Here is a 12,177-nt window from a genome sequence, read left to right on the forward strand (position 1 = left end):
CGCTTAATCCTGCTTCAACACGCCCGACACAACTGAATTAAAGACCATCATCACAATGCTGAATACAATCGCTACCAGCCAGCCGCTCACTGCAAAACTTGTCATCAGAGCATCAACAAGCATTACAATTGCCCCATTGACAACAAACGCAAACAATCCCAACGTCAGGATTGTAGCGGGCAAAGCAAGCAAATGCAGGATCGGAGCAAGCACTGCGTTGAGCAGGCCTAATACAATGGCTACAACAAAACTTGCCTCTAATGAGGTAACCGAAATACCCGGTAGCCATTGTGAAAGAAAAAATATGAAAACGCCGTTTAGGACGATCTTGATAATGGTTTTCATTGCTATTGTTTGGCTATTTTGATAGTCGTTCGTCGGTTAGCTTGGTGCTGTGCCTCCGTTCTTGCATTCGGGATTTTAGGCTCAGTTTTTCCATAACCGCGAGCGATGATATTTTCGCGCGGAATACCTTTAGCAACGATGTAATTTACCGCAGCTGCCGCACGCCGCTGGGAGAGACGCATATTATAGTCAGCACGACCGCGCGAGTCGGTATGCGAACCCAACTCAAGTACTGTGGTAGGATACTGCTCGAAGTAGTCTTTGAGGAATTCTACGAAGTTATCTAAAATAGCGGCAGCCGCTGGTGTTATTCGCGAACTGTCGTACTCATATAAAATCTCGATTTCGGGTATGTCGGAAGGGCTGAGGGGGCGTTTGGGATCGCGAGGAGTGCGCAAAGTCGCTAGGATATCCTTGCGTAGGGTCAATTCAACATCGAAAAAGACTTTATTGTTGCGCAGTGGTAATGTTTTAGGATCTACGCCTTTGCCTTGTGTATTCAACTGCTCATTATCAGACAGATAATCAACTTTTTGACCTGTAATTTGGTAAATCCGATCAATTTCGATAGGTCGCTCGAAAACAAATTTGCCCTCTGCATCAGTACGAACGGTATCTATCACCTTGCCGCTATCATCCTTGAGCGTAACGAGCGTTTCGGGCAATAATTCCGATTGCGCGCTGATGTCTGCCTTGCCATAGGTAGTGCCGCGCAGGTAGTAGGCAACAGTTTTGATATCTGCCGAGTCGTTGCGAAACATAAAAATATCATCATCGCCTTTTGCACCGTCTCCGATGCGGTTACTGGTAAAGTAGCCACTGTTTTTAGAGCGGAACAGAATACCAAAATCATCGTAGCTGCTGTTCATAGGCGTACCTACATTTTTGATTTGCAGCTCTTTGATCGGATTTTTTAGGCTGTCGTAACCGATGATAACAGTATCTTGGACGAAAATGTCCAATCCACCCAGTCCGGGATGTCCGTTGGAGGCAAAGAACAAGCGACCATCCGGAGCGATGTAAGGAAATATCTCATCGCCGGGAGTATTGATGGTTCTGCCAAGGTTGCGCGGACGCGACCATGTGCCATTATCGTTCAGGCGGCTGCTGTATAGGTCTGTGCCGCCCTGACTACCATCTTTGCGGTTTGAAGAAAAGTAAAGCGTTTTTCCGTCTAAGCTAAGTGCAGGCGAGGAGTCCCACGTGAGCGAATCACTTACGCGGTCGAGGAATTCGGGGGCTGTCCATTGACCATCTTGCATGCGGCTGATAAAGAGATTGACTTCGCGGAATTCTTCCTTTTTCTTACCACTGTTGCCTCTGGCAAAAATCATAAAGCGGTTGCGGGGAGCAAAAGTAATGCCGCCTTCGTTATGCCCGTCCAGATTGAATTCAGGGCTAAGAAAAGGGCGCACCTCGCCGCTGCAAGTCAGCGTATCCGAAAATATAAATTCATAGAAATCGCTGAAGCCTCCTCCCGTTGTTTCAAATACCTTTTCCCCGCGTCGCGAACTGGCAAACACCAGATTGCCATTGTAAAAAGCAGGAGCATACTCAGAGGCAGGAGTATTGATGGCTTCGCAATTTGAAATGGTTGTGTAGGTTTCCATTTCCAGAATAGCTGTCACTTCCGCAAGATTTTTGACTTCTATTCTTGCCCTGCGGATCAGTTCGGCATCGCGTCCTGTCTTGCTGTACTTTTCTAACTCAGCCGCAGCATCGTTGTACATCTCATTGGCTTTCAGGGACATGCCCAAATGAAAACCAATACTCTCATTCTCAAATCCACTGCTGACTGCTGCCTGATAATAGGGCAGCGCAAGCCGAGAACGGTTAGAAAGACGGTAACACTCACCAATCAGAAAATTAATTTCGGCAGCATTGGCAGGCTTGCTCTCTAGCACTTTTTTATATAGTTGAGCGGCTGTTTCGTATTCAGCCCTAGCGAACTTTGTTTCTGCCTTTTTAAAAACCGAAGTACAGGATGCTAGCAAAGCCATCAGGCAAATTGCAATCAAGGTTTGTTTTATCATAGCCTTTAGTAAGGTGTATTATTGGTTTTTGGTTTTGTTGCTGCCTGCCGGGTTTAGGTACTCATGACGAGCGTAACCATTTCAATAAGTTTAGTGATTGTTTTTTCGATTCCTTCAAAAACCTGTGCCATACTTTGGCTGTTCAGATAACCTGCTGTTGTAATGATATTGTTCAGATCGTCTTCTATGAAGTCATCCGAGTCGGCATCTACGAGGCTTATTCCGGTGTCTTTTGCCTGCGCAATCCACTGCTGAAGAGCCTGATTATCTGTGTGTACAGTTTGCCCCAAAGTAATTTTTGGTTGTAGATCTATCGTGCGTAAGGCTTCTGCAATCCATAGAGCAGCCGTAGAGGTAGCTGCCATCGGCTTACCTGCCGCAGCCATCTGGCGGATGACCTGAGTTATCTCAGCGGGTGCAGGCGCACTGATATCGTGATAGCTGCCGGGGATTACCACAGCATCGAAGTCTGTTACTTGGAAACCGCTCAAAGGCTTAATTTTCCCTCTGGCAATCCTTCCAGACTCTATGAGCATATTGCGCCGGTGCGGCATTTTCTCGCGCGTCAGCGGATTGTACACATCCGACTCATCATCAGGCGCAAAGCACTCATAGTCCACATTCAAACGCTCAAGCATCAAGAGTACAATCACTGCCTCGTGCACGCCGGAACCATCGTATATACCAAATCCCGAAAGCAAAACGCCTATTTTCATATCTCTACAAGATTAGTTCAGAGTTGAAGCCCCGCAAAGGTCTTAATTGCAATTTTAATATTTTGTTTTCTAAATTGAATCATGCCAAGCCGATTATACATAGCTGATGATCTAAAATCGCTGTTAGAGCAGGCCAACCTACGGCTCACATCAGTAGACGCTATTCAAGAAGAAGTGGTTGCTATACAGGCACACCTGTAAGCAAAAAATATCGTCTTCAAAGCTGAAACATCAGCGCTATATCGGTTGAGCCACCGCCGTCTAAGCCTATTTTCTACCGAAGCGATCAAAGAGTGCTTACAGGCGAGGCAGCGCCCTGCCACAGCGTCCTCAAAGTCTGTCAGTTGGCTTGAAAAATTATTGGCACAACAATGCGCATAAGTTGTCGGAAGGCTGATTGGTGGAAAGCACTACCTGCACACCAAATATCGCACCTTTGAAGCTACATCGGCTATCTTTGTAGTAAAATCATACATTCTCTATTGACAGAATGCTGCACGCATAGCAATCGCAAACTCTAGCATATGACCACAAAACGTTGCATTTTGCTAAACTACTTACCAATCTGATTCAGCAGATAACCAGTAGTAAAGTTCAAGCTACTGTAAAGAGTCTTCTGCTAAATGTACGAATACCATAGCAACCGGAAATCAAAATCAAACAGTAATGAACCCTGTTATATCCTCTGAATCAATAAGTCGCATTGTTGCAACCGATGCACGGGCTGTATGGCATCCGTTCACGCCGCTGCATGGTTTGCGTCCGCCGCTGGAGGTCGTTCGCTCGGAAGGGGCATGGCTGCACACCGCTGACGGCCGCAGCATACTCGATGCCATTTCCTCTTGGTGGGTAAACCTGCATGGACACAGCCACCCCTACATCGCAGCAGCAATTGGCAAGCAAGCAGCGACGCTTGCTCACGTTATCTTTGCAGGCTTTACGCATGAACCAGCCGCACAATTGGCCACGCGGCTACTGGAGATTTTACCGCCCAATATGAGTAAAATTTTTTACTCTGATAATGGTAGCACATCCACAGAAGTTGCCATGAAGATGGCTTTCCAATACTTCTATAATCTGGGACAGCACAAGCCAAAAATTATTGCCATAGACGGCGCTTACCACGGCGATACCTTCGGGGCTATGTCCGTAGGCGATCGCAGCCCTTTTAACGCTCCTTTTCAGCCCTACTTATTTGAAGTCGAGTTTATTCCTTTTCCGGAAGCAGATACAGAAGAAACTGTTTTTCAGCAGTTTAGTAGCCTGATTGCACAGGGTGATGTTGGGGCTTTCATCTTTGAGCCGCTGGTACAAGGCGCAAGCGGTATGCGCATGTACAGCGCTGCACTGTTGGATCGGATGATTGCCTATGCCCAACAAAATGGCGTTATCTGCATTGCCGATGAGGTAATGACAGGCTTCGGCAGAACCGGAAAACTATTTGCAAGCCTTCACTTAGCAAACTATCCCGATATTATCTGCCTTTCTAAAGGCATCACGGGAGGTTTTCTGCCACTTGGCGCTACTGCCTGTACGCAGCGTATTCAGGATGCCTACAATAGTCCTGATCTGATGAAAACCTTCTTCCACGGACACTCCTACACTGCCAATCCGATTGCTTGTGCAGCGGCTAATGCCAGCTTAGACTTATTGCTTACTGAAGATTGCAGCGCAGCTATCGCGCGTATCAACAGCAATCACCTGCAATTTGCAGCGCATTTGCAACGGGGCAACTACGCCGTGCGCAATGTGCGCGTACTAGGCACCATCCTCGCGCTCGAAATAGACCGCAGCGGCGAAACCTCTTATTTCCACGAAGCCCGCAACAATTTGTACTACCATTTCTTAGACAAAAACCTGTTGATGCGACCATTAGGCAATGTGGTATATCTATTGCCTCCTTATTGCATAAGCGATGACGAACTCGCGCTTGCTTACAATGCTGTTCTTGAAATTATTTGACAACTATGAAGAAAATCCTTGTAACGCTTTGTGTATTGATCCTGACTTGCTACGGTTCTTATGCCTACGCGCAGATCAATCTGTTTTCTATTGAAGACGAAATCAAACTGGGGCGGCAGGTTGCCCAACAAGTAGAATCAGACCCCAAAAATCGCATTTTGGACGAAAGGCGCTTTCCCGAAGCCTACCGACACCTTCGCAGGATTACTAACAACATCCTCAATTCAGGGCAGGTGCGCTTCCGCAACGAATTTCCCTGGGAGGTAAAAATTATTCACAATGATAGCGTCTTAAATGCTTTCTGCGCTCCGGGCGGTTTTATCTACGTTTACACGGGCATCATTAAATTTTTGGATACTGAAGATGAATTTGCGGGCGTAATGGCACATGAAATCGCTCATGCAGACCGCCGGCACTCGACCAGCAACCTGACGCGCATGTATGGCATTTCGGTGCTGACCGAAATTATTTTGGGCAGAAATCCGGGGCGGCTTACACAAATTGCACAAGGGCTATTAGGCTTGCAATTCAGCCGCAACCACGAGCGCGACGCTGATAATCAATCGGTTATTTACCTGTGTAACACCGAATATGAAGCCAATGGCGCAGCAGGATTTTTTGAAAAAATGCTGCAAATGCGATCTGCCGAGCCACCGGCTTTCCTGAGTACGCACCCTGCCTCAGCATCGCGCGTGCGCGACATCAACGCAGCCGCGCGCGCTCGAAACTGCCGCAAGCAACAAGGACAAAAAAATTATCAGGCTTTTAAAAACAGCCTGCCGTGATAACTGTTGATGTTCTGCCGAGGTGCTTAGAGTACCTCGGCAACATTCACCGCTGCCGCACGCTGTGCAGGCGCATGCGATGCTAATACTGTAATAACAAATACCAATAGGCTAATACTAAGAAAATCAGTCCATTGCATCACCACAGGATAAGCGCTAATCACAGAAGATTGAATGCCTAAGGAGATGATACCAAACCGCATTTGCAAGAAACAGATTGTAAAGCCAAGCAGCATCCCGCCTACTGCCCCTATCCATGCAATAAAAAATCCTTCTACAAGGAATATTTTACGGATCATTTGCACCGATGCGCCCATTGCCATCAGCACTGCAATATCGTGCTGCTTTTCGATAGCTAACATACTGAGCGTGAAGAAGATGTTGAACGAAGCAATCACCAAAACAAAGGCAAGCGCAACAAATACAAAGAGCTTTTCGATGCGAATGGCCCGCATAATACTTTCCTGTTGTTCTTCGCTGGTTTTGACCTGCAACTGCCGCGCTGCCACAATTTCTTGAACAGCTTTTTGCACTGCAAGCAAATTTTTTTTGTCCGGTACGCGGATTTCCAGCGCAGTACGCAGCCCTTGATACTGCATCAGATCTTCTGCCCACTCAATTGGCACGAGAACGTGGTTCTGATCGAACTGCTGCTCAACAGCAATCGCTCCACCCGGTAAAATGATGCGCTGCTCGAAATTGCGCGAAGGATCTGACATATTGACCTGCCTATCTTTACGCGGATACCAGAAGATAAGCGGCTCCATATCATTACCGATATCTATACCGAGTTGCATTTGAACCCCGATTCCTATGAGCGCGTAGGGAATATTTTGCTGTTGCAATGCAAAATTGCCGCTAACTAATTTTTCGCGCAGTGGGTACTGCTGATCGAAATTGCGGCTCAGTCCTTTTACTTTAACTACCAGTTGAGCATCCCTATAACGCAAAAGGGCATCATCGGCAATCACCTCCGTTACTGCCTGTATGCCGGGTACTTTCCCCAAAGCAGCAAGCAACGCATCATCTACAGGAAAAGATTTGCCCTGAACAGGCGTAATTTCCAGATCGGCATGATAGGAAGCGTACAGGCTGCGGGTGAAATCTTCCATGCCATTGAAAACCGACAGCACAATAACCATCGCCGCCGTACCGACAGTTACTCCCACTACCGATACGATTGACACGATATTAATAAAATTGCGCTTTTTCTTTGAAAAGAGATAGCGTCGGGCAATAAATATTGCAGTATTCATCCGAAAAAGCGAGAAATTTGTGCAATTAAATGAACTATTTCTACCTCTGTGTTAAAAGCGTGCAGACAGATGCGCAATCGCTCCACACCTGCGGGAACGGTAGGGGCTAATATAGGCAAAACAATGCAGCCGTTGGCCATCAAATGTGCTGCCAGCGCTTTGCAACGCTCGTTTCCCGGTACTACCAATGCCTGAATCGGACTTTGGTTACAGATCAGCGATATGTCTTCGGGTAATTGCAGGTTGCGGGCCTCTCGCAAGTAGCAGTTAACTATCCATCGCAGGCGCTCGTTGCATTCGGGATGCTGTGCAATGTAATCAAAGGCTGTGTCAATGCTCACCAATGTATGATCGGGCATAGCCGTGCTGTAAATAAACGGTCTGCCAAAATTGACTAAGTAGTCAATGAGCCACTGCGGCCCTACTACGCAAGCCCCGTGCGCACCAATTGCTTTGCCAAAGGTATAGACCCGCGCCAAAAAGTGCTGCTGAAGTTGAAGTTCACAAACCATCCCATTGCCACCTGTGCCGAAAATGCCCGTGCTGTGCGCTTCGTCAATCAATAGATATGCCCCATAATGCTTGCACAGAGCTACTATTTCTGCCAGTACTGCATTATCGCCATCCATTGAATAAACCGATTCGGTAATCACAAAAACACAACCTGAGGCATGTGTCTGTTGGGCATGAACAAGTTTTTGCTCCAGATCTGCCAAGTTATTGTGTAAAAAGGCCTTCCGATCGGCAAAACTAAGCCTGTAGCCTTCGCGCAGGCTTGCGTGAACCAACTCGTCGTAGAGAATCAGGTCGCCTTTTTGTGCCAGCGCAGCAATGAGTGCCATATTTGCCACATAGCCCGAATTGAACAGCAAAGCAGCCTCCCCCTCGAATATACGCGCCAGTTTTTGCTCTAATTGCATGGCTAAGGCACTATTTCCGGACAGCAGGCGCGAGCCGGTAGCGCCCAAGCGGGGTTTTTCTAAAGCTCCGTACCGCTCCGCAACTATCGCTGCTACCTCAGGTAACTGCGCCAAACCTAAGTAATCGTTAGAAAAAAAATCAACACCTTGCCTGTCGGGCTTCAGATAGCGCAAATTGCCTTGAGCTGCCCGCTTGCTTAGTTGTTTGCTGATGCGTTCTTGGATAGACATCGCTCAAAATTGCACGATATTTTGTAAATTCAGCAGCAAATTTGCTTGCAAATCGTTAACATATCTTTGGTTGAAACTTTGCTTTGATAAACAGAGTTTAAAAACCGTACATTTATACAAACCGCTGATACCATGAAACTATCCGGGATAACTCTCTCAGTTGTGCTGATATTATTAACAGCAAGCATGCCACTTCGGGCTTCTTACTTATTAGTGCCGATGGACAAAACCCAGCAAAACCACCTGAAGGCCTACGGCATTACTTATTGGGTATTGAAACAAGACGTTGAGGCAGAGTGGCTGCTGAACTATCGTGGCGGCAGTTTTATGTTTAAATACGCACAAAAGTTTGAGAACGAACTCATTATCAGAGGAATCAGCTACGAAGTAATTTCAGATGCGCAGGCGGTACGCATCAAGGAAGAAATAGCACACCCTGAGGCAAACATGGATGTAATTAAGTTAGAGGTTGCCCCTAAAATAGCAGTTTACTCGCCTAAGACCAAGCAGCCATGGGACGACGCAGTTACATTGGTACTTTCCTATGCAGAAATTCCCTACGACATTATTTTCGATGAAGAAGTAATGGATGGCCTGCTTCCCAAATATGATTGGCTGCACCTACACCATGAAGATTTTACAGGTCAATACGGCAAGTTCTATCGCAACTTCAGCGGGCAGCCTTGGTATCAGGAACAGCAGCGCGAGTTTGAAGGTATTGCCCACAAGTACGGCTACAAGAAGGTTTCACAACTGAAACTCGCAGTCGTTCGGAAAATCCGCGACTATATCGTAGGTGGTGGATTCATGTTTGCTATGTGCTCGGCAACAGACACTTACGACATCGCCTTAGCTGCCCATGCCACCGACATTTGCGATGTTGTATATGACGGGGATCCATATGATCCGGCCGCTAACAGCAAGTTAGACTACTCCCAAACATTGGCGTTTAAAGATTTTCGCGTCATCTTAGATCCCTACGATGTCGAATATTCTAACATAGATAACCAGATGGCAGAGCGTGGATTGACAGAACGCAACGATTTTTTCCGCCTTTTTCAGTTTTCCGCTAAATGGGATCCTATCCCTACCATGCTGACACAAAATCACGAGACCAGCATCAAGGGGTTCATGGGGCAAACGACCGGTTTTAAAAAGCGCTTGATCAAGTCGGATGTGCTTATTATGGCCGAAACTAAAAGTTGCGACGAGGCACGCTACATCCACAACACTTTGGGGAAAGGCACATGGACATTCTATGGCGGACACGATCCGGAAGATTATCAACACTTTGTTGGCGAAGAACCCACCGATCTCAACCTACATCCCAGTTCGCCCGGATATAGGCTCATCCTGAATAATATCCTGTTTCCGGCAGCAAAAAAGAAAAAACAAAAAACCTGATTTAGAATAAGTGTGTAATTTTGAAGAATCAAATCAAATTTAATAACTTAACGTAGTTAAACAATGCACTCACTTGCGGTCTTTAAATTTTAGAGAGCGCATTTTATGCATAAGCCTAACAGTAAACTGACACAATACCATATTCCCATCACTATGGACTCACTAACTACATTCGGCTATACCAAAGATGGTAAAGTCTATTTGAAAGGGTACTTGAACTTCCCCGACCGTGAGATTGGGCTTGTAAAAGAAAGCGAAGAAGCCAGTCTTCAATACTTCATTAAACGATTTGAACTTGCCGAAAACAAGGTAAAAGAACTGGTAGAGGCAGTTGCTAAAACAACTAACAAAGGCTCCTATTTGATGAAACTCGTGCATATGCGCACTTACTTGGCAGAGTTCAACGGACTGGGCGATTTCCCTACCCTATTTGAAAAGTTAGACGAGCTTGAGCAGGATATTCGCGCCTACATACAGGAAAACCGCATCAAAAACCACGAGATTAAAACTAACCTTTTAAAAGAAGCCGAAAGCTATAGCCAAGGCAACAACTGGAATGTATTTACCAAAAAGTTCAAAGAACTGAAGCTGCGCTGGATCAAAACAGGCAGTACGTTTGAAGAGGAGGAAGCCAAATTTAACGAGGCATTCGACAAATATTACAACACCTTTTTCGAGCGGAAAAATCGCTTTTTCGAGCAGCGACGCGAGCTGATGGAAAACCGTCGGATTCGTTATGAAGCCATACTTGCAGAAATGGCAAAAATCAATGCCGAGATGCCCGAAAATGCACAACAACAAATGACGCACCTGCAAAAGCAGTGGAAAGTTGTCGGCAAGATCAACGCTCGCTTTTTCAAAGAGTTGACTAAAAAAATGCAAAACGAGGTCAAAGTTTTTAATGAAAAACTCAAGCGCCTCCAAGAACGTATCCAAGCCAACCCAATCGAGCGTAAGAAAGAGTTGTGCGAAAAAGTAGAAGGCATGCTTCGCAGCGATGCTGCACTGCAAATTGCTATCGTAAAAAGTATTCAGGCTGAATGGAAGCGCTTAGGCAAGTTAAAGCACCCGATGGATAAGGACTACAACACCCGTTTCAAAATAGCGTGTAACGAAATCTTTGAAACCTTTTTTCTCGATCAGACTGCCAAAACTAAATATGAGCATTTTGACGAAAAAACACGCTTTGAGCAGCTAAAAATAAAGATCCGCCTGCTTAAAGACTCCATCAAAGAGGATGAAACCATCCTAAACCAACTCAATGCTCGCGATGGCTACTTTGCTAAACGCTATACAGGCAACAGCGGTGAGACAGGTCCGATAGATATGGAAAAGCTAAATCAGATCAATAAACTAAAAACTAAGCAACGCATTCTTAAAAAACTTCAATCGCAGCTAATGTCCAATTATTGATCTCATAAGACTTTATTGGAAAATTCTTCTGCTAAGAAACATTTTTAAGTGTTTTACTGTTACTTTTCACGAAAAACAATCCATTGCACTATGTACTGGACACTCGAATTAGCGTCTTATCTAGAAGATGCTCCTTGGCCTGCAACAAAGGACGAATTAATTGACTACTCTGTGCGCTCAGGTGCGCCATTGGAAGTGGTAGAAAATCTACAGGAGTTGGAAGATGACGGGCAGCCTTACGAAAGTATCGAAGAAATATGGCCTGACTATCCGACTAAGGAAGATTTTCTCTTTAATGACGACGAGTACTAACCTGAACGTACTTCCATCATCTTAACATGAGGCTGTCCATAAAGGCTACATGTAGCACAGACTTCAGTCTGTAGTTGTTTATCAAGTATTTCAACAATCACAGACTAAAGTCCATTTTACTTTTTGGACAGCCTCTACGTTTCATTTTAATCTGCTTAGGACATTGAGTAATTAGGCGAGTTAAAACGTATCGCATCCCAGAGTATGCTCGTCAATTACTTACATACTTTAAAGGATGTGTCATATTTTGCTCAAATCCCCATGAAACAGGAAAACATAGCTGCTGCCCTACCCGACCATGCACGCGTGTGGATCTATGGTGCTAATCGTCCATTTACAGCACAGGAAGAAGCCGCTGTCAGCAAGTGGCTGTCCGACTTTATCAGTGGATGGAATAGTCACGGCAACAGCCTGACCGCAACTGCACAAGTATTGTCCCATCAAATCATTGTTTTTGCTGTTGATGAAGCAGTGCAACCGCCTTCAGGTTGCTCTATTGATAAGTCTGTAGCGCTCCTGCGTGAGATTGAAAAGCGCTTACAAGTCGTGCTTTTGGATGGCGGAAGAGTTTTTTACAAAAAGGATGATGATACGATTGCTGTATTGTCTTTGCCTGAACTCAGGAAAGCGGTAGCAGAAAGGCACTTACATCCCGAAACACCTGTACTCAATATGCAGGCAGGCAATATTAGAGAAATTAAGGAGCGTTTGTTTATTCCTGCCGCACAGTCCTGGATGGCGCGCTATTTTAGGTAGTGTGAAGTAAGAATTTGTACTTCAGAAATTTTGCCTATCATACA

Annotated in this window: 11 protein-coding genes; 6 read left to right on the forward strand and 5 right to left on the reverse strand. The window is 45.7% G+C overall.

Going from position 1 to position 12,177, the window contains the following annotated elements:
* Window positions 1–3: 3 nt before the first annotated feature.
* The 3 genes from ACWIP2_RS08415 to ACWIP2_RS08425 form a co-directional block, all read right to left on the reverse strand.
* Window positions 4–345, reverse strand: coding sequence for a phage holin family protein (locus tag ACWIP2_RS08415; protein WP_448519478.1), 342 nt, complete (start codon window positions 343–345; stop codon window positions 4–6).
* A 2-nt stretch (window positions 346–347) separates the two neighbouring features.
* Window positions 348–2,249, reverse strand: a complete 1,902-nt coding sequence (locus ACWIP2_RS08420) for an OmpA family protein (RefSeq protein WP_448519479.1) — start codon at window positions 2,247–2,249, stop codon at window positions 348–350.
* Between the two features lie 182 nt (window positions 2,250–2,431).
* On the reverse strand, window positions 2,432–3,094 hold the full coding sequence (locus ACWIP2_RS08425; RefSeq protein WP_448519480.1) for a hypothetical protein: 663 nt from the start codon (window positions 3,092–3,094) through the stop codon (window positions 2,432–2,434).
* 666 nt (window positions 3,095–3,760) lie between these two features.
* On the opposite strand from ACWIP2_RS08425, the gene ACWIP2_RS08430 reads away from it, so the two are divergent.
* A complete protein-coding gene (locus tag ACWIP2_RS08430) occupies window positions 3,761–5,056 on the forward strand; it encodes an adenosylmethionine--8-amino-7-oxononanoate transaminase (RefSeq protein WP_448519481.1) in 1,296 nt (431 codons plus the stop codon).
* A gap of 5 nt (window positions 5,057–5,061) precedes the next feature.
* On the forward strand, window positions 5,062–5,841 hold the full coding sequence (locus tag ACWIP2_RS08435; RefSeq protein WP_448519482.1) for a M48 family metalloprotease: 780 nt from the start codon (window positions 5,062–5,064) through the stop codon (window positions 5,839–5,841).
* 26 nt (window positions 5,842–5,867) lie between these two features.
* Here ACWIP2_RS08435 and ACWIP2_RS08440 read toward each other — a convergent pair whose 3' ends face one another.
* Together ACWIP2_RS08440 and ACWIP2_RS08445 are read right to left on the reverse strand one after the other, a co-directional pair.
* A complete protein-coding gene (locus ACWIP2_RS08440) occupies window positions 5,868–7,097 on the reverse strand; it encodes an FtsX-like permease family protein (RefSeq protein WP_448519483.1) in 1,230 nt (409 codons plus the stop codon).
* Window positions 7,094–8,248, reverse strand: coding sequence for an aminotransferase class I/II-fold pyridoxal phosphate-dependent enzyme (locus ACWIP2_RS08445; protein ID WP_448519484.1), 1,155 nt, complete (start codon window positions 8,246–8,248; stop codon window positions 7,094–7,096). Before ACWIP2_RS08445 ends, ACWIP2_RS08440 begins: the two co-directional genes overlap by 4 nt.
* Window positions 8,249–8,434: 186 nt before the next feature.
* Between ACWIP2_RS08445 and ACWIP2_RS08450 the strand changes: the two genes are divergently transcribed.
* The 4 genes from ACWIP2_RS08450 (at window position 8,435) to ACWIP2_RS08465 (ending at window position 12,133) form a co-directional block, all read left to right on the forward strand.
* Window positions 8,435–9,652, forward strand: coding sequence for an asparagine synthetase B (locus ACWIP2_RS08450; RefSeq protein WP_448519485.1), 1,218 nt, complete (start codon window positions 8,435–8,437; stop codon window positions 9,650–9,652).
* A gap of 153 nt (window positions 9,653–9,805) precedes the next feature.
* Window positions 9,806–11,065, forward strand: a complete 1,260-nt coding sequence (locus tag ACWIP2_RS08455) for a DUF349 domain-containing protein (protein ID WP_448519486.1) — start codon at window positions 9,806–9,808, stop codon at window positions 11,063–11,065.
* 90 nt (window positions 11,066–11,155) lie between these two features.
* Window positions 11,156–11,377, forward strand: a complete 222-nt coding sequence (locus tag ACWIP2_RS08460; RefSeq protein ID WP_448519487.1) for a DUF2795 domain-containing protein — start codon at window positions 11,156–11,158, stop codon at window positions 11,375–11,377.
* 261 nt (window positions 11,378–11,638) lie between these two features.
* Window positions 11,639–12,133, forward strand: a complete 495-nt coding sequence (locus tag ACWIP2_RS08465; protein ID WP_448519488.1) for a hypothetical protein — start codon at window positions 11,639–11,641, stop codon at window positions 12,131–12,133.
* Window positions 12,134–12,177: the final 44 nt, after the last annotated feature.

Source organism: Rhodoflexus sp. (genome assembly GCF_053489755.1).

Coding starts and splice junctions, on each gene's coding strand:
- ACWIP2_RS08435 (WP_448519482.1), top strand. CDS start 5,062: ATGAAGAAAATCCTTGTAACGCTTTGTGTATTGATCCTGACTTGCTAC.
- ACWIP2_RS08460 (WP_448519487.1), top strand. CDS start 11,156: ATGTACTGGACACTCGAATTAGCGTCTTATCTAGAAGATGCTCCTTGG.
- ACWIP2_RS08465 (WP_448519488.1), top strand. CDS start 11,639: ATGAAACAGGAAAACATAGCTGCTGCCCTACCCGACCATGCACGCGTG.
- ACWIP2_RS08430 (WP_448519481.1), top strand. CDS start 3,761: ATGAACCCTGTTATATCCTCTGAATCAATAAGTCGCATTGTTGCAACC.
- ACWIP2_RS08450 (WP_448519485.1), top strand. CDS start 8,435: ATGCCACTTCGGGCTTCTTACTTATTAGTGCCGATGGACAAAACCCAG.
- ACWIP2_RS08440 (WP_448519483.1), bottom strand. CDS start 7,097: ATGAATACTGCAATATTTATTGCCCGACGCTATCTCTTTTCAAAGAAA.
- ACWIP2_RS08415 (WP_448519478.1), bottom strand. CDS start 345: ATGAAAACCATTATCAAGATCGTCCTAAACGGCGTTTTCATATTTTTT.
- ACWIP2_RS08425 (WP_448519480.1), bottom strand. CDS start 3,094: ATGAAAATAGGCGTTTTGCTTTCGGGATTTGGTATATACGATGGTTCC.
- ACWIP2_RS08445 (WP_448519484.1), bottom strand. CDS start 8,248: ATGTCTATCCAAGAACGCATCAGCAAACAACTAAGCAAGCGGGCAGCT.
- ACWIP2_RS08455 (WP_448519486.1), top strand. CDS start 9,806: ATGGACTCACTAACTACATTCGGCTATACCAAAGATGGTAAAGTCTAT.